Annotated in this window: 19 protein-coding genes; 11 read left to right on the forward strand and 8 right to left on the reverse strand. The window is 38.4% G+C overall.

Features of this window, described 5'->3' with window-relative positions:
- Nucleotides 1-51: 51 nt before the first annotated feature.
- Nucleotides 52-2193 (reverse strand): glycoside hydrolase family 97 protein, encoded by a 2142-nt coding sequence (locus tag ABVM50_RS03490; protein WP_405199983.1) that lies wholly within the window; start codon nucleotides 2191-2193, stop codon nucleotides 52-54.
- A gap of 57 nt (nucleotides 2194-2250) precedes the next feature.
- On the reverse strand, nucleotides 2251-3393 hold the full coding sequence (locus tag ABVM50_RS03495) for a cystathionine gamma-synthase (RefSeq protein ID WP_405199984.1): 1143 nt from the start codon (nucleotides 3391-3393) through the stop codon (nucleotides 2251-2253).
- Between the two features lie 153 nt (nucleotides 3394-3546).
- Between ABVM50_RS03495 and ABVM50_RS03500 the strand changes: the two genes are divergently transcribed.
- Nucleotides 3547-4326, forward strand: a complete 780-nt coding sequence (locus ABVM50_RS03500; RefSeq protein WP_405199985.1) for a PdaC/SigV domain-containing protein — start codon at nucleotides 3547-3549, stop codon at nucleotides 4324-4326.
- A gap of 33 nt (nucleotides 4327-4359) precedes the next feature.
- On the opposite strand, the gene ABVM50_RS03505 is transcribed toward ABVM50_RS03500, so the two are convergent.
- A complete protein-coding gene (locus tag ABVM50_RS03505) occupies nucleotides 4360-4971 on the reverse strand; it encodes a DUF998 domain-containing protein (RefSeq protein WP_405199986.1) in 612 nt (203 codons plus the stop codon).
- Between the two features lie 187 nt (nucleotides 4972-5158).
- On the opposite strand from ABVM50_RS03505, the gene ABVM50_RS03510 reads away from it, so the two are divergent.
- Nucleotides 5159-5512, forward strand: coding sequence for an arsenate reductase family protein (locus ABVM50_RS03510; protein WP_405199988.1), 354 nt, complete (start codon nucleotides 5159-5161; stop codon nucleotides 5510-5512).
- Complete coding sequence (locus ABVM50_RS03515; RefSeq protein ID WP_405199989.1) at nucleotides 5505-6404, forward strand: DMT family transporter; 900 nt, start codon at nucleotides 5505-5507, stop codon at nucleotides 6402-6404. The genes ABVM50_RS03510 and ABVM50_RS03515 overlap by 8 nt, the downstream gene beginning before the upstream one ends.
- 51 nt (nucleotides 6405-6455) lie before the next feature.
- Here the strand turns inward: ABVM50_RS03515 and ABVM50_RS03520 are convergent, their stop codons facing one another.
- Nucleotides 6456-6953 (reverse strand): thioesterase family protein, encoded by a 498-nt coding sequence (locus ABVM50_RS03520; RefSeq protein ID WP_141879137.1) that lies wholly within the window; start codon nucleotides 6951-6953, stop codon nucleotides 6456-6458.
- Between the two features lie 81 nt (nucleotides 6954-7034).
- On the opposite strand from ABVM50_RS03520, the gene ABVM50_RS03525 reads away from it, so the two are divergent.
- From ABVM50_RS03525 to nadD, 4 genes are all read left to right on the forward strand, one after another.
- On the forward strand, nucleotides 7035-7997 hold the full coding sequence (locus tag ABVM50_RS03525; protein ID WP_405199990.1) for a YheT family hydrolase: 963 nt from the start codon (nucleotides 7035-7037) through the stop codon (nucleotides 7995-7997).
- A gap of 74 nt (nucleotides 7998-8071) precedes the next feature.
- Nucleotides 8072-8929, forward strand: a complete 858-nt coding sequence (locus ABVM50_RS03530) for a YicC/YloC family endoribonuclease (RefSeq protein ID WP_405199991.1) — start codon at nucleotides 8072-8074, stop codon at nucleotides 8927-8929.
- Nucleotides 8929-9516 carry a guanylate kinase gene (gene gmk / locus ABVM50_RS03535; protein ID WP_295181776.1) on the forward strand — a complete coding sequence of 196 codons (588 nt, stop codon included), beginning with the start codon at nucleotides 8929-8931 and terminating at the stop codon, nucleotides 9514-9516. The genes ABVM50_RS03530 and gmk overlap by 1 nt, the downstream gene beginning before the upstream one ends.
- Nucleotides 9513-10097, forward strand: a complete 585-nt coding sequence (nadD, locus tag ABVM50_RS03540; protein WP_405199992.1) for a nicotinate (nicotinamide) nucleotide adenylyltransferase — start codon at nucleotides 9513-9515, stop codon at nucleotides 10095-10097. The genes gmk and nadD overlap by 4 nt, the downstream gene beginning before the upstream one ends.
- A gap of 141 nt (nucleotides 10098-10238) precedes the next feature.
- Here the strand turns inward: nadD and lysM are convergent, their stop codons facing one another.
- Nucleotides 10239-10739, reverse strand: coding sequence for a peptidoglycan-binding protein LysM (lysM, locus tag ABVM50_RS03545; protein WP_141876251.1), 501 nt, complete (start codon nucleotides 10737-10739; stop codon nucleotides 10239-10241).
- 353 nt (nucleotides 10740-11092) lie between these two features.
- On the opposite strand from lysM, the gene ABVM50_RS03550 reads away from it, so the two are divergent.
- From ABVM50_RS03550 to ABVM50_RS03565, 4 genes are all read left to right on the forward strand, one after another.
- Entirely contained in the window at nucleotides 11093-12088 is a 996-nt protein-coding gene (locus ABVM50_RS03550) for an NAD(P)H-dependent glycerol-3-phosphate dehydrogenase (protein WP_141876252.1), read from the forward strand.
- Between the two features lie 123 nt (nucleotides 12089-12211).
- Nucleotides 12212-12835: a hypothetical protein gene (locus ABVM50_RS03555; protein ID WP_405199993.1), complete on the forward strand. Its 624-nt coding sequence runs from the start codon at nucleotides 12212-12214 to the stop codon at nucleotides 12833-12835.
- Nucleotides 12836-12987: 152 nt separating this feature from the next.
- Complete coding sequence (locus ABVM50_RS03560) at nucleotides 12988-14646, forward strand: hypothetical protein (RefSeq protein ID WP_405199994.1); 1659 nt, start codon at nucleotides 12988-12990, stop codon at nucleotides 14644-14646.
- A gap of 183 nt (nucleotides 14647-14829) precedes the next feature.
- A complete protein-coding gene (locus tag ABVM50_RS03565) occupies nucleotides 14830-16524 on the forward strand; it encodes a hypothetical protein (protein ID WP_405199995.1) in 1695 nt (564 codons plus the stop codon).
- 72 nt (nucleotides 16525-16596) lie between these two features.
- Here ABVM50_RS03565 and ABVM50_RS03570 read toward each other — a convergent pair whose 3' ends face one another.
- From ABVM50_RS03570 to pheS, 3 genes are read right to left on the reverse strand one after another with little or no spacing between them, the layout of a single operon-like run.
- A complete protein-coding gene (locus tag ABVM50_RS03570; RefSeq protein WP_405199996.1) occupies nucleotides 16597-16992 on the reverse strand; it encodes a hypothetical protein in 396 nt (131 codons plus the stop codon).
- Complete coding sequence (locus ABVM50_RS03575; protein ID WP_185739439.1) at nucleotides 16989-17165, reverse strand: hypothetical protein; 177 nt, start codon at nucleotides 17163-17165, stop codon at nucleotides 16989-16991. Before ABVM50_RS03575 ends, ABVM50_RS03570 begins: the two co-directional genes overlap by 4 nt.
- Complete coding sequence (gene pheS / locus ABVM50_RS03580; protein WP_405199997.1) at nucleotides 17165-18184, reverse strand: phenylalanine--tRNA ligase subunit alpha; 1020 nt, start codon at nucleotides 18182-18184, stop codon at nucleotides 17165-17167. The genes ABVM50_RS03575 and pheS overlap by 1 nt, the downstream gene beginning before the upstream one ends.
- Nucleotides 18185-18207: the final 23 nt, after the last annotated feature.

Raw genomic sequence — 18207 nt, forward strand, 5'->3', positions numbered from 1 at the left:
TGAAAATTTAATGACCGGGAACTTATCTAAAGAAATCCCGGTCATTTGAAATTATAGCTTTTTAAGATCTTTTACTTCAGATTTTTCAGCTTCCATGATGCTGATCGCAAAGCCACCACCCGGAGCAGATTGCTGCGATAACCTGGATTTGCTATTCACTCTGTACTTTTTGATCTCATAGGCCTGTGGATTCGTCTTGTAATGAGCATCTGCAGCATCTGCATAGATCGTTGCGATGTACGTTTTATCTTTATCCAGGAAGTCAAATTCAATTTTTGAAGTCCGCGTTTCCTCTCCATTCACGTTTCCAACAAACCAGTTACTTGTTCCCTTTGCTTTTCTGGCAACAGTGACATATTCACCAGGTTCCGCTTCCAGGTATTTACTCTCATCCCAGTCCAGCGCTACATCCTTAATGAACTGAAAAGCATCCGGGAATTTCATATAATTTTCCGGAAGATCAGCAGCCATTTGCAATGGGCTGTACATCGTTACGTACATTGCCAGTTGATTGGCCAGCGTACTATTTACATGGGAATTATTATCTGGATTCAGCTTAGAAATATCCATCTCAAAGATTCCGGGAGTATAATCCATAGGTCCGCCGATGAGTCTTGTAAAAGGTAATACGGTCACATGATTTGGTTTAGAACCTCCAAAGGCCTGAAATTCGGTCCCACGAGCAGATTCATTACCAATAAGGTTTGGATAGGTTCTTCTCAATCCCGTTGGTCTAACCGCTTCGTGAGCATTCACCATGATCTTATAATCTGCAGCTTTGGTTACAGCATATAAAAAGTGGTTGATCGCCCACTGCCCGTAGTGATGTTCGCCACGCGGAATTATATCTCCAACATAACCGCTTTTTACAGCAGTGTAATCATACTTATTCATGAACTGGTAGGCAGTATCCATATGACGTTCATAGTTCCTGATCGCTCCGGAAGTCTCATGGTGCATCATCATTTTCACACCCTTACTTTGTGCATACTCATGAATTGCTTCCACATCAAAATCTGGATACGGAGTTACAAAATCAAATACATAATCTTTTGATTTCCCAAACCAGTCTTCCCAACCTTCGTTCCAGCCTTCCACAAGAACGGCGTCAAAACCATGCTCTGCGGCGAAGTCTATATATTCCTTCACATGCTCTGTATTGGCAGCATGTTTACCATTTGGGGTCGTTTTGGAATAGTCGGTTTTCCCTAGTTGTACTGAAGGCAACTCATCTGTATACGCCCAGGAGCTTTTACCTGTGATCATCTCCCACCATACACCAATATATTTTACTGGCTTGATCCAGCTGGTATCTTCCAGTTTATTTGGTTCATTCAGGTTCAGGTTCATATTAGAAGCCAGGATCTCTGTTGCCTCGTCACTTACCATGATCGTTCTCCATGGAGAAACTGCCGGAGTCTGAATATATCCTTTATTTCCAACTGCATCTGGAGTTAACCAGGATTCAAAAATTAGATTTTCTTCATCAAGATTTAGGTTCATTAGCGAATAATCAACCAGCGCAGCTTCGTGCAGATTAATATATAATCCGTCCTTAGATTTCATCATAAGAGAAGTCTGTACTCCGGTGTTAGAGAACTGTTCCTGTGAAGCGTTCCCGGTAACCGCAGTATCAAATTTTGAACTGATCTCTGAAAGTATTGATGTGGTATAATCATACTCCTGAGAATCATAATCGCCGGGCAACCAGAATGCGGTGTGATCTCCGGCCATTGCAAATTGAGAATGCTCCTCTTCAATCACAAAATAGGTTAGATCCTTTTGCTCCGGAAATTCATATCGAAACCCAAGACCTTCATTGAACATTCTGAAGTTAAGGATCAATTTACGATCTGTGTCTTTCTGAATTAGTTCAACCTGAAGCTGATTATAGTTGTTTCTTATATCTTTAGTTTCTCCCCAAACTGGATTCCAGGTATTATCGAAGCTGGTTTCACTGCTATTTTCTACTGCAAAATTCTTGAGCAGATCTTCTAAATCTTTTAAGGCAAGACCAAGCTTGCTTTGTTTGATCACAGACTTACCTTTATACGTTAATTCGTAGGTTGGCTCACCTGTTTCAGTCAGGCTAAAGTTCATCTTAAGTTCAGCATTTGGAGAACTTAGGTTCTGGGCAATAGTTAAACCCGATACCAGTAGGAATAATAGAGAGAAAATTGAAGTTTTAATCATCATTGTATGTATAAAGTGACCCGTTATAAGGGTTTCAGAAATTAAAATTAATATTATTTATCCAATAGCCTGTCGAAGATCTTCGATTAAGTCTTCTTCATCTTCGATTCCCACGCTAAGTCTGATTAATGAATCTACCACACCGGTTTTTTCTCTTTCTTCCTTCGGAATTGAGGCATGGGTCATACTGGCGGGATGTCCAGCAAGCGATTCCACACCACCCAGAGATTCAGCCAGTGTGAAAACTTTCAATTTTTCGACGATCTTACGGGCGCTTTCCAGCGTGTTTTCTTTTGTATTAAAGGAGATCATTCCTCCAAAATCTGACATTTGTTTTTTCGCGATCTCGTGATTGGGATGGTCTTCAAAACCCGGCCAGTAGACGTCTTTTACTTTAACATTGGACTTAAGAAAACCTGCAATTGCTCGACCATTCTCGCAGTGTCTTTGCATCCTGATATGCAGGGTTTTGACACCTCGCAAAACAAGGAAACTATCCTGTGGACCGCAAATCGCACCACTTGCATTCTGGATAAAGTAAAGTTTATTGGCAAGTTCCTTGTCCTTCACGACCAGTCCTCCCATCACCACATCACTGTGACCTCCCAGATATTTAGTAGCGCTATGCATTACGATATCGGCTCCAAGTTCCAAAGGCCTTTGCAGGTATGGCGTTGCAAATGTATTATCAACCGCTAAAAGCAGTTCGTGCTTTTTCGCAACTTTTGAAACTGCCTCAATATCGATAATGTTCATCATTGGATTGGTAGGAGTTTCTACCCAGATAAGCTTTGTTTTTTCATTGATATGCTGCTCAATATCTCCTGCAGCTTGCATTCCAACGAATTTAAATTTGATTCCAAGACCTTCAAAAATTTTTGTAAACAAACGGTAGGAACCTCCATAAAGATCATTTGTGGAGATGATCTCATCACCTGGTTTAAACATTTTAAGCACTGCATCTATTGCAGCCAGCCCCGAACCAAATGCCAAACCATATTCACCGTTTTCAAGACTGGCGAGTGATTTTTCCAGTGCGGTCCTGGTTGGGTTCGCACTTCGGGAGTATTCATAGCCCTGATGTTCACCGGGTGAACTTTGAGAATAGGTCGTAGTTTGGTAGATAGGTGGCATCACAGATCCATAAGCTGGATCCACATTGTCCTGTCCTCCATGTATAGTCTTGGTATTGAACTTCAAATTGCAATATTTTTAATTACGAGAAGTGCTTGAGTTCGTTCTCGAACATTAGCCTTCCAATGCATGAAAATCGTAGTAAACAAATGTAATCAGCTCGTTGAGCATTCACAAAATTCAATTTACCTTTATCCTCTAATTTAACACCCAATAGCCTTGAAAAAAGCAATTCTTTCAGCTTTAATGATCCTGATTCTATTCTCCTGTGCCGACGAGGAGAAAAAAGACGAAATAGAAATGCTGGAATTTAAGCAGGAAACCGTTGAGAACAGTTATAAAGATTGTGATCCTGAGAATGGCGATTGTACTTTTATAAGTCTCAGCTTCCCGGTAGCAAAAAATGATGGAAAGATCTCGAAAAAGATCAATCTAGAAGTGGAAAGCTTCCTCCAGAACACTGTTGATTTTACAGAGGCTGATAGTATACAATCCCCCCGGAAACTGGTAGATCAATTTTTACAAAATTATGAAAGAACTGCGACCGACTTTCCCGATTACGAACTTCCTTGGGAAGCGACGATCCTTGGAAAAGTAATTCAGCAGAACGAAGAGCTGGTTTCCATGGAATTTACTACAGATATGTTTACCGGTGGAGCACATGGTTATAATAGTGTGAGTTACCTCAATTTTGATGCTGAAACGGGCAAGCTATTAGTCGTAGAAGACCTCTTTTCTTCGGAATTTACCAAAAAAGCAGAGCAGGATTTTCGCGTTAAACAGAACATTCCTGAAGGTGCGAGCATTAATAATACGGGTTTCTTTTTTGAAAATGAAAAGTTCCACCTTCCGGCTAATATCGGGATATATCCAGGAAAGATCGTATTGCATTATAATGCTTATGAGATTGCTCCTTATTCCGCAGGAAGCTTCAGAATGACCTATTCCAGAGCAGAAATTTCAGAATATCTAAAAACTAAAGAAACTGTAGAGGAATAAAATACCTTTCACTTGAAATAGCTTCAGTTTAAATTACTCGCTACTCGCATTTTCTAAATTAGCGGACTTCCATAAAAAATAGGAAACCACTGCAGGCCAGATCACCAGCAGGCTACAAATAAATCGCTCGTAAGCTCCATTGATATCATCGGGCATTAATGGCAAAAGTGGCGCCAGAAGGAGCCATAATACTCCAACCCATATTGTGAACTTTTTCAGATAAGGTTTTAAGGATTTTAGATAGGGATAAACCAGAATATGAAGGATAAAAAATAGTCCGGCAAGGATATAGACCAGTTTTCGATGTATCTTTTCTCCGGGACGTCCCGCATATTGATTATGTTCTGCGATCATCACCAGATCTGCGCCAATAAGAACCAGGATCGCCAGACCAATCAACCACCTTGCATTATTCTTCTTCCAGGTGAAAAGTCCGATTGCCAGTGCAACATAACCCATCGCAAGAAAGTCGAGACCCAAATCCTGTATCCAGCCATATTTACCAATGGCCAGCATACTTATGGTGTTCTTAAAAGGATTGTGCTCTTCGTGAAGAATGATGCCAATAATATCTGCCGCTATGACCGCGAAGCAACCAAAAAGGCATAGTACTGCCGAGAGTTTATTGATCGTAGATGTCTTCAAACTTTATAGATTTTGACTCTATTAAATGATAGTCAGGAATTCAAATTAAGATTTTTTGATGATTTTAATAAGCGAATCCTCGGAATCTCAATCACGTTTCTGTTTTTTCTGAAGATTAAGGATAGCGTAGAATATATGTTTTCCCGACAAAATATTCGTTCTTTGCATTTTCCGAAAACTCTCAGTTATGAAAAAAGTCTACCATCTTTCCACCTGTGACACCTGTAAACGAATTTTGAAAGAGCTGGAACTTCCAGATGATTTTGAACTTCAGGACATCAAAAACGAAGCTATTTCTAAGGAGCAATTAGAGCAAATGCATGAATTGGCTGGATCTTATGAGAGCCTTTTCAGTAAAAGAGCCAGGCTATATAAAGAGCGGGATCTAAAAAATAAGTCTTTAGAGGAAAGTAATTATAAGGAACTTATTCTGGAGCATTATACATTCCTGAAGCGACCGGTGATCATTAACGGAGACGAGATTTTTATTGGGAATTCTAAAAAGACCGTGGAAGCTGCAAAAAGTTCAGTACATGGATAATACCAGATTATTAGCCATTCTGGCTGCCATTGGAGCGAGCACTATTTACGGGATCAATCATACCCTTGCCAAAGGTTTAATGCCTTTGTATATCGAGCCATTCGGTTTTATACTACTGAGAGTGACTGGAGCAGCGATCCTTTTTTGGTCTATAAGTATCTTTGCACCAAAAGAAAAGATCGCAACTTCTGACTGGCCACGTATTATTGGCTGTGCTATTTTTGGAATGGTTATCAATATGCTGTTCTTTTTTAAAGGGCTAAGTCTTTCAACACCTATCAATAGTTCGGTCATCATTACTTTATCGCCAGTAATGGTTTTGATCCTTGCATCCATCCTGATAAAAGAACGCATCACCTTATTAAAAACTATTGGGATAATAATAGGAATGGCAGGTGCGCTGGTGTTGGTACTTTTTAGTTCAGATCAAAACCAGAATGCTCCGAACATCCCGCTAGGAAATGTCCTTTTTATCGTGAACGCCTTCTCTTATGGTCTATATCTCATTCTCGTAAAACCACTGACTAAAAAATATCATGCGATTACTTTGATGAAGTGGCTATTCCTAATCGCAGTATTTATCAATCTCCCTATCACTTATACTGAATTTGTTGCTGTGGATTGGGGTAATTTACCATTTGACGCAATCTGGAAAATGGGCTACGTGGTCCTTGGAACAACTTTTATGACCTATTTACTGAACATTTATGCACTGAAGCAGCTTTCAGCATCTACGATAAGTGCGTTTATATACCTGCAACCACTTATCGCAATCACTTTTGCGATCATGGTTGGTGCAGATTCCCTGAACTGGACTAAAGGAATTGCAGCTACACTGGTATTCGTTGGTGTGTATATGGTAAGTATGAAAAAGACAAAAGTAAAGGCCTGATATTATAGAGTAAATCTACAACACAGACCTTTCTATAAAACTTAATGCTGCTTATAGTTTCGCCAGCTCTTCGCTGCTTAAATTATCCGGACGTTTCCCGTATTTACGCGTATCTTCCTTGGTAAGAGTTCTAAATTCCTTAGTTTTTGGTGTACTGTCCAACTGTTTAAAAAGTTCTTCCGGCAGGGTGGTAAGCTTACGTTCTTCCAGGTCTATCCAGGATCCCATCATCTCGCAGGTTGCACAATTCCTACCCTTGTGATCATAGATCTTATGAATAAATTCAAAGTACATCCCATCTTCAGAAAGTCCGTTTAACTCAAGACTTACTGTTACCGGTTCACCCGCAAAGATCTCTTTGAAATAATATATATGCTCATAAAAAACGATAGGTCCCAGATTGTAATGAGCGAGTTGCTTCTGCCCAAAACCATTTTCCATCAAGAAGCCCATTCTTGTATGGCTCATAAAATTTATATATGCAGAATTGGCCAGATGCCTGTTCGCATCAAGGTCGCTCCATCGTATCTCGAATTTCTTGGTATACATGATCTTACTTTTATTCAAAACTACCAATAAATAGTATGCATGCATAACAAATTTTACCTAAGTTTATATTAAAATAGATACATGCCGCTTCTCTCAAGCAACTATCATCCGACTGGAATTTTCAAGAATGCAGACGCTTCAACCATTTATGCCGGCAAACTCAGGAAGGTAGATCTAAGCTATACCAGGGAACGTATCACTATTAGTGACGGAGATTTTATAGATCTGGACTGGAGCAAAAGCAAAAAAAATTCAGAAATGCTGGTGATCCTGCTTCATGGTCTAGCGGGTAGTGCAGCTAGACCTTATATGCAAGGTATGGCGCTTGCCTTCAATAACCTGCAATGGGATTCCGTAGCCATGAACTTTAGGGGATGTAGTGAAGAAATGAACAGGTTTTTTCAAAGTTATCATGCCGGTGCAAGCGATGATCTGTCGGAAGTGATAACCCATGTATTATCCCTAAGAAAATATAAGAAAATCGCTCTGGTAGGATTTAGCCTTGGAGGAAATTTACTCATGAAATACCTGGGTGAACAGCGCAGCAGACCTAAGGAAATCATTGGCGCTGCGGGAGTTTCTGTTCCATGTGACCTTGCAGGATCACTGGGAGCGATCAATAGAATGCGAAATTTTATTTATAGTAAGAGATTCGAGATCAATTTAAAGCAGCACCTGAACAAACGTGCAGAACTGTTTCCGAATCATCTCGATAAAAGTAAGGTAGCTTCCTGTAATTCTCTTCGGGATATTGATGAACTCTATACTTCCAGAGCTCATGGTTTTAAAAATGCCGACGACTATTACGCTCAGGCAAGTGCTCAAAATTTTCTTCAGAATATAGAAGTCCCAACTTTATTAATAAGTGCTAAAAATGATAGTTTTCTATCGCCAGGTTGTTATCCTGAAGAAGTTGCAGAAAATTCAGAAAATATACATCTCGAGATGCCTGCCTTCGGTGGCCATGTAGGCTTTGTGACCAGAACCAATGTTTATTATCATGAAAAAAGGATTACCGACTTTATTAGTTCCCTTTTAGATTAGACTGCATCTACCGGGCATACAATTGTACATGCTATAGAATTGATTATCTTTGCGCAAGCTTTTAAAATTCAGGCATGATCCAATCGATGACAGGCTTTGGGAAGAGCGTTACACAAATTCCCACCAAGAAAATCACTGTTGAACTCAAATCTCTAAACAGTAAGAATTTTGACCTGAATGCCCGCATTCCGTCGCAATACCGTGAAAAGGAACTTGAACTTCGAAATATTATCTCCGATTCTCTTGGACGTGGTAAAGTAGATCTTTCCATTTATGTGGAATCTACCGCAGAACAAACTTCTACAAATGTGAATACTGAAGCAGTGAGGATCTACATGGATCAACTCCGGAAGATTGTGGATACCAGCGAAATTGAGCTCTTGAAGATGGCAGTAAAAATGCCCGATGCTCTAAAAACTGAACGTGAGGAGATCGATGAAGAGGAATTCATTGTGATCGAAACTGCAGTAAAAGATGCTTTAAAAGAGATCAATAATTTTAGAACAGATGAAGGTGAAGCACTCGAAAAGGATCTTCAACTTCGTATCAACAATATAAAATCCTTGCTGGAAGATGTGATCAGGATCGATCCAGACCGTGTGGAAGCCGTTAGAGAAAGACTTCGGAAGGGTATAGAAGAGATAAAGGAACAAGCCGATGAAAATCGTTTTGAGCAGGAGATCGTATACTATATTGAAAAATTTGATATTACTGAAGAGAAGGTAAGACTGGATAACCATCTTGATTATTTTCAGAAGACACTGGATTCTTCAGATTCCAATGGACGTAAACTGGCCTTTATCTCCCAGGAAATAGGAAGAGAGATCAATACCATAGGTAGTAAATCCAATTATGCACCAATGCAACAAATGGTGGTGCAAATGAAGGATGAACTTGAAAAGATTAAAGAACAGATCTTAAACGTATTGTAATGGACGACGGTAAATTGATCGTATTTTCAGCTCCTTCAGGATCAGGTAAAACTACCATAGTTAGACATTTACTGAAACATGAGGAATTGAAACTTGATTTTTCAATTTCGGCTACCTCGAGAGAAGCCAGAGGTGAAGAAAAACATGGGCAGGATTATTATTTCCTATCTCTTTCAGATTTTAAACAGAAGATCAAAAACGACGAATTCCTGGAATGGGAAGAAGTCTATCGCGATAATTTCTACGGAACTTTAAAAAGCGAAGTAGAACGAATCTGGGCCAAAGGAAAGCACGTTATTTTTGATATTGACGTTGTTGGGGGATTGGATATCAAACATATCTATCCAGACAGAACGCTCGCAGTATTCGTAAAACCTCCAAGTATCGAAGAATTAAAGATCAGGTTAAAAAAGCGTAAGACTGAAAGTGACGATAAAATAAATATGCGTGTAGCAAAGGCGTCTATTGAACTCGCGACCGCACCTCAATTTGATTTTATTATCGAGAACAATCACCTGGGAACTGCTTTAAAAGAAGCTTATAACCTGGTTTCCAATTATGTTGGCGCAGATAATATTAAGGAATGAACAGAAAAGTAGGTTTATTCTTTGGGTCCTTTAATCCTATCCATATTGGTCATTTGATCATTGCCAATCATATGGTAGAACATTCAGATCTTGATGAGGTCTGGCTGGTTGTGACTCCGCATAATCCGCACAAAAAGAAAAGCACCTTACTTGATAACCATCACAGACTCGAGATGGTTTACAGAGCTTGTGAGCATTTCGAAAACCTAAAACCCAGCAATATTGAGTTTGGTCTTGAACAACCTAATTATACCGTTAATACGCTGGCTCACTTGCAGGAAAAGTTTCCTACGAATGAGTTCTGCCTGATTATGGGTGAGGATAATTTAAAGAGCTTCCATCGCTGGAAGAATTACGAGGTTATTCTGGAGAATCATCAGTTGTATGTATATCCCAGAATAGCTGAAGGTATGGTGGTCGAAAGATTTCGAGATCATGCGAAAATAACCAGAGTTGACGCTCCAATTATTGAAATTTCAGCAACCTTTATTAGAAGGTCAATTTCCGTAGGAAAAAATGTGACACCTTTGTTGCCCGATGATGTCTGGAAATATATTGATGAAATGAATTTTTATAAATAAGTAAAGACTGTTTAAAAATCCGTTTTTTGAATATTCTAGTTTGCTGATTGATCCTACTTTTTTCATTGTGGAACTACAAGCATAAGAACGTCGACTGCTCTCAATTTAATATTCTCAGGACTTTTAAACAGTCTATGAAATCTATCTTTTACTATCCATTGGTGGTATTCTTAGAACCTGACCCGGATAGATTTTATCTGGATCATCCAGCATAGGCTTATTTGCTTCGAAGATCAATGGATACTGGTTTGGATCTCCGTAATGCTTCTTTGAGATCTTACTTAAAGTATCACCTCTTTCTACAGTATGGAAAACAGCTTCAGGCTCTTTATTTTCAACATCCATTCTATCATCTACCTGCGCAATTCCTTCAGAATTACCTACAACAAGTACGATCTTTTCACGGGTTGCCTGATCTAAAGCGGTTCCAGTGATCGTAGCCATATCATCTTCAATATTGATATGAAGATTATCAGCTTTTAGGTTCAGGTCGCGAATAGTTTCTTCCAGATTCCTGGAGACTCTTTCATTTTCCTTCTTCTCTTTTAACTTATTATCTGTTGTACTTACTTCATTGTCCTTCGGCTTATCTGCACCAAAGATCTTTTTTCCTGCATTCTTAATGAACGAAAATAATCCCATTATTTTGATTTATAGTTAGTTATTTAAATGTACAAAAGCCTTGCAGATTCGCTCCTCTTGTGCATCCTAAAGTTTTCTCAAAATTGAAGACATAAAAAAAACCGCTCCTTGCGAAACGGTTTTTTTCAACTAAATAACCAACCAAAAAACTAAGAATGTAAACTTTACAAAACTATATGTAAAGCACAATATTAGAACGACAACAGATTTGTCAAATTGTACAGCTCCTGAACTTTAATTGTTAATCTTTTGCGCAGTAGGATTACAGCATTCTCAATATTTATGCTGAAATGCCGCGTAATTCTTTCAATACCTCTAAAATTGACTATTTTTGGAGAAGAGAATGTAATTATATGGATAAAGCTCCGAGTTTTGGTGTCATTGGTGGAGGTAGCTGGGCAACAGCTATCGTGAAAATGTTATGTGAGAATCTGGATAATGTGAATTGGTATATGCGAAGTGTATATGCTGTGGAACATATTAAGAAGCAGGATCATAATCCCAATTATTTAAGTTCAGTAGAATTTAATAATGATCAGCTTACACTTAGTAATGATATTAATGAAGTTGTAGAAGCTTCAGAATTCATCATTTTTGCCATCCCTTCCGCTTTTCTGAAAAGAGAACTGGATGCACTTACGATTCCACTCCATGATAAAGTTGTTTTCTCAGCAATTAAAGGGATCGTTCCGGAAACAAGTCTTATCGTTGGTGAACATTTCAATCAGTATTTCGATGTTCCTATGGAATGCATTGGAGTTTTAACCGGACCATGTCATGCTGAAGAAGTTGCACTTGAGAGACTTTCCTATCTAACCGTTGCCTGCCAGGATGAACAAAAGGCCCAGCTGGTTGCAGGCTATCTTGGAAGTGATTATATCACCTGCAAAACTACAGATGATGTTATTGGTACTGAATACGCAGCCGTATTAAAGAATATCTACGCGATCGCGGCAGGAATTGCTCATGGTTTGGGTTATGGTGATAATTTCCAGAGTGTACTTATGAGTAACGCCATCAGGGAAATGAAGAAGTTTATCAAGAAAGTCCATAAAATGAAGCGTAATATCAACGATAGCGCCTATCTGGGGGACCTTTTGGTGACCGGTTATTCTGTATTTAGTCGTAACCGGATGTTCGGGAATATGATAGGTAAAGGATATACCGTTAAAAGCGCTCAAATGGAGATGAGCATGGTTGCTGAAGGTTATTACGCTACTGAAAGTGCTTATAAGATCAACCAGGAAAAGGGAGCTAAAACGCCGATTATCAATGCGGTATATGCCATCCTCTATGAGGGAAAAAATCCGAAGAAAGTTTTTAATAAACTAGTGGACAAATTAGATTAAAATATCAGTTTTTTCTCACTAACTATCTTATAAATCGCTGTTAGACAAACTTTTCAGCGATAGTTTCGTTGCATTATACCCAGATATACTATTTTTGCAGCAATAACAATTAACCAAAAAAATATGAAATCTTTTTTACAGTTTATTTTTATTGCCTCTGCTGCATTAACCATTTCCTGTCAGTCCAATACTTCTAACGATCAAATTGAGGAGGTTGAAAACTCAGTTAATGCTAGCAAAGAGAAAGAGCATGATGTTAACAAATGGCATGACGGACCAGTTTATTTTGAAACGACATCTGGTAGAAGTTTACATGATGCAGGAGCTTTTCAGGGCGCCCTGGCAAATTGCAATACATACGGTCATTATGAGGGTGATGGAGAAACTTTAGCTGTTTACGAGAAAGATCAATCTTATCATGGAGAAATTGATGTAGAAGTTGTAGAAATCAATAAACAACTTAATGTTTGTGGATCTCTAAATGTTAATGATGAATTGGTAGTCAATAAGGGTGGCACTTTAAACATGGGAGGAGATTTACTGGTACAGGGAGATTTGGTGATCAACCATGGAGGTCATATGGTTATTGAAGGTAATGTATTTATAGAAGGTAACTTGATTTTGAAAAATGATGCAATTGTAAGGTTCCTTGGAGAAAAAAATTCTATAGAAGTATTAGGTAAAGCCAAAATTTCCAAAAAATCGAATATTGAAGGTCAATTCAAGGATATTTCTAGAATCTTCTAATAGTAAATAGAATTAGTATTATCTGCATAGGAATTTTCTTATAGGTATTATCTTACACTTAAACGAAAAATACTGTAGTTCAACTAGTTTCGTTATAACTAACGAGATTAATTTCTATATTTGACTGCCCAAATACTTTATACCTACTTATTATGAATAAAAGATTATTCGGATTTAGCTTAAGTGCTATCCTATTATTTGCTTCTTGTGAAAAGGAGAACAACGATGAAATATCTGGACCAGAAGTTCAGGAGACCTTTGAAGTTGAAACAAGTCAGTCTACATTATCTAATTTTTTGAGTTTTGATAACTCGGGAGTTGTTAGTATTTCTTCTGTAGACGATACCAGAAACCAAGCTATAAATAATTTGATTGCTATTGAGCAAATAGCTGAAATTGAACCACCTTACTTAGAAGGTGAAATTCTAAGAGCTACAGACGTAGATTTTCAAAACAATTTCGTCTATGTAGCTTATACTAAGGAAGACGATGCTTATTTAGGCGCGATGGATATAATTGACATCAGTGATGAGCACAATCCCATCCTGGTGACAAGAGTATTATCCCCATTTGCAGATATCAATGCTATTTCAATAGATGGAAATCAATTGTATTTTACAGGTGCTTATTTTGCTAATGAAGAGAATCCAGATAGAGCTTTCATTGCACAGGCTACCGTAAATAATGGTAATTTCCAAAAAGACAATGTAGCAATTAAGATGAATATGACAGGCTATGCTGGGGTTGAAATTATGAAAACGGACAATAGCTTAATTGCTTTGACTGGTAGCAATGGTGTTTTTGGAGAGTACGCTATTAATGGTAATAACGAATTCACTACGCTATCTGAAACCAGTATATCAGATCTTAGATCTGCGGCATACAATCAAAATAAACTAGCTCTTCTTAGCGGTGATGAAGGCGTTAAAATATTCAGTCAGACTGGTGATAAATTCGAATTAGTAAACAGTTTTGCAACATCCACACTTACACCAGAATCGAAACGAAAAATCGCCTGGTTTCAGGATGACTTAATAGTTCCTGAAGGAGCTGAAGGTGCCAGAATTTATAATATGAATTCCTCATCACCTATCAAGACTTTACCAATACATTCAATTGCTGCTAATGACGGAATCGATGAAGAGGATAAGGCTACAATAGCAGTATCTGTTATCGAAGATTACATATTTACAGCGAACGGAGGTGCGGGACTGGGAGTTATACAGCTATCTAATGATACGGAAATAATCGCTCAGGGTATTGCTGAAATTGACGGGTCCTCTAACTATGTAGGATCAAAAGGAGATTATGTCTTTGTTGCTTCAGGAGAAGGATTAAAGATCCTAAAACTTAGTAAACCTAAGAATAATACTGGGGTTTCTGAATACTTCAGCATGTGTTCTGATTATCCTGCTTACAATGGCAATCCTAATCTAAATGTAAACTCGAATGAAGAAAAAGCTTATAGTGGATCAGCTAGTTTGAATCACCTGAATATCAATGCTAAACTTACATTTTGCGGCTCCTTAAATGTGAAACATGGTGTAAACATTAATAGTAATGCTAAATTCAATATGAGTGGATCTCTAGCCATTGGACGTATGAATAAACGAGAAGATCTCAACATTAATTCAAATTCTGTTTTAAGAATAAATGGTAGCGTAGTTATTTACAGCGACCTAAACCTTAATAGCGGTTCTACAATTGAATTCGTTGGTGAAGATTCTTCAATCCATATCTATGGTAATGTAAGAAAAGGCAATAATGTTACTATAAAAGGTACTTATAACGATACCTCAAATAAGCTATAAACTCAATATCACAGTCACAAGATAATATAAAAGCCTCCATTGGAGGCTTTTTCAATGTAATTAAGCACCTATCTGGGCTCACTTACATTTCATCGACAGAAGGTTGTACTTCGTCTAATTTCATAATTCTTAGAGAAGTTACTTGCTATATTTACATGCCCTAATACATTAAACCTACTTATCATGAATAAAAGATTTTTCGGATTAAGCCTAAGTGCTATCCTATTATTTGCATCCTGCGAAAAGAACAGTATTTCAGACGGACCTTCTCAGGAATCTGATTTCAGTATTGCAGATGCTTCAGAACTTTCTTCTGCGATCAATTTCAACGAAACTGGCGTTATTGGTTTTGCCTCTATTAGTAACAATAGAAATTCAGATGCATCCACCGTTTTTGGTATCGAGCAGATCGCTTCACTGGATGCACCTGAAGTTGAAGGAGTAAAACTAAGAGCTACCCACGTGGATGTAAAAGGTGATTTCGCCTACGTCTCTTACAATAAAGAAGGAGCTGCCTATCTTGGTGCTGTAGATGTAATAAACATACAGGACAAATACAATCCTGTTCTTATAAACAGAATGACCACTAATATTGCAGATATCAATTCCTTGTTCGTGGATACCAATGATGTGCTTGTAATAACTGGAGCTTCAGCAAAAGACAATAGCGGGATTGGAAATCGTACAATAATGGCATATTTCAATTTAGAGAACGGCAATCTACCCGGGACGCTTGTACAGGAAATAGACGACATTAGAGTAGATATTAACTACAATCTTGAATTTGGAAACCCAGGTAATGCCGGCGTGCACATCTTACCATTTAATGAATATGCAATATCTGTTAGTGGAGATGCCGGATCTATCACACAATTTGAATATCCTGGTACTCTGACTGCTTTCGATGGGATCTCAACCGAAGAAATTGGCGGCCTTAGATATGCTGCTCTAAGTAATAATACATTAGCTGTTTTAAGTAGTGTAAACGGACTCATGAATTTCGATTTAACTGATGGTTTTAATCTGAAATCTCAAATTTCCACTGCTCCATTGTCAGCTGAATCAAAGAGAACCATTGCCTGGTACGGTAGTAACATTTTAGTTTCTGAAGGTACAGAAGGTGCAGGAATTTATAGTTTTGAAAGTAATTCTAAAGTAAGCAGCCTGCCGCTTAATACGCATCCAGACGCTGCAACTATTTCTTCTGAAGACGCTGTAACAAATGCAGTTTCTACAGATGGCAATTATGTATTTATGGCTAACGGTGGTGCAGGACTAGATATCTTAAAGCTTGATGAAGATCTTACTCCTCTTGCTGAAGGTATTGCAGAAATTGAAGGTAGCGCAAACTTTGTACAGGCTAAAGGTGAATATATCTACGTAGCTTCCGGAAAAGGCTTAAAAATACTTCGAATCATTTCTGTGCAAGACGCACCAGACAGTAGCCCTGAAGAATTCCTTAGCTGTTCAGACTATCCGGTATTCGATGGTAAAAAGAATCTAACAGTTACTCCATCTACGATTGAGTCTTACTCAGGTGTTATGAACGTAAAAAATCTGAATGTAAATGGAACGCTTAATTTCTGCGGAACCCTAATGATCGAGAAAAGCGCAAATCTTTCCAGCGGAGGAGAAATGAATGTATCAGGAGCTATGTATCTTGGTAATAACAGATCTGCAGAAAATCTTACGATCACTTCTGGCAGTACACTTAGAGTAAACGGATTGGTTGAAATTCATGGAGATCTTAATATCCAGAGCAACGGGAAACTGGAATTTGTTGGAGAAGATTCTAAGATCTATGTTGGAGGGACTGTGAAAGTTCACGACAATGGTGCTGTTGAAGGGGAGTTTGAAGATCTTAATGACAGATTTTAATAAGAATCATATTAATATTCAGAACTAAAAAAGCCTCCAAATGGAGGCTTTTTTTATGCTAGTATCGAGTCATCATTTTGCAAGAATTCCTTTTTCCGGTATTACCGGGAGCTCCACCCGTGCATTTTCTCGAATGCTATTCGCTTTAAAAACAAAAGTCTTCTCGTACATCTTATTATTCTGGAAGAATGTCACCTTAAACTCATTGTTCAGCTTTAGAACATCTTCCTGAAGAAATTCGATCTTGGCGAAATTCTTTGCCGGCAGTACTTCAATTTTATGTCGCATCGTAGAAGTTTCCTTCTTTTTGTCAAAACCTTTGGATACGATAAGCGCCATTTCCAAAGCTTCCGAAGAAGCATTGATCAAATAGGCATTCCATTCGTAGGACTCGAATTGTTCGTTCAATACATAGACCGCAGCGAGGTATACATCTTCTACTTCCGGTATTTCAATATCTTTCCTCAAAATGTATCTTCAGCTTTGTGTTTGATCTTTATCCACAACCAGTATAGGAGTGCTGCTGCAACTGCAAGCAAGATCAATCCTAAAGTCAGTTTGATAACCGCGATCACAAAGGTCACATAAATGATGATTCCCAGGATAATTGCCCCAATGATGAGGATAGCGTATTTTTTCATTATAGTGCAGATTTAAATTGCTCGAGAAATCTTAGGTCATTCTCGTAAAACATCCTGATATCTTCTATCTGGTAAAGCAGCATGGCAATTCTTTCAATTCCCATCCCAAATGCAAATCCTGAATATTCCTGTGGGTCTATATTACAATTTCTTAGAACGTTCGGGTCTACCATTCCGCAGCCCATGATCTCAAGCCAACCCGTTCCTTTGGTGATTCGGTAATCGGTTTCAGTTTCCAGACCCCAGTAAACATCAACTTCAGCACTTGGCTCGGTAAATGGAAAATAAGAAGGTCTAAGGCGTATTTTTGATTTTCCAAAGAGTTGCTCCGTAAAATACAGGATCGTTTGTTTCATATCGGCAAAAGACACATCCTTATCGATATACAAACCTTCTACCTGGTGAAATATACAATGTGATCTTGCCGAAATTGCTTCATTTCTGAAAACTCTTCCCGGAGAGATCGTTCTAATTGGCGGTTTATTCTCTTCCATGTAACGAACCTGAACTGAAGAGGTATGTGTTCTCAACAAGATATCAGGATCTGTCTGGATAAAGAACGTATCCTGCATATCTCTTGCCGGATGATATTCCGGAAGGTTCAGTGCCGTAAAGTTATGCCAGTCATCTTCCATCTCCGGTCCTTCAGAAACATTGAAACCAATATTGCTGAAAATCTCGGTGATCTGGTTCTTAACAATAGAAATTGGATGCCTGGAACCTATTTCAACCGGTTCTCCCGGTCTGCTAAGGTCACCATACACACCTTTTTCTTCCTGACTGTTCTCAAGACTTTCTTTTAAAGAATTTACACGCTGGGTTGCAGCACTCTTAAGCTGATTGATCACCTGACCGAATTCCTTCTTCTGTTCATTTGGAACATTCTTGAATTCAGCAAAATAGTCGTTCAGAATCCCTTTTTTACCAAGGTATTTGATTCGGAAAGTTTCTATTTCTTCATTCGTAGCAGCATTAAAGCTTTCAACTTCAGCAATATGCCCTTTAATCTTATCAATCATTGGTTTAGTCTTTTCAGAAGCGC

This window comes from Christiangramia sp. LLG6405-1 (assembly GCF_045055805.1).
Lineage (GTDB): Bacteria > Bacteroidota > Bacteroidia > Flavobacteriales > Flavobacteriaceae > Christiangramia.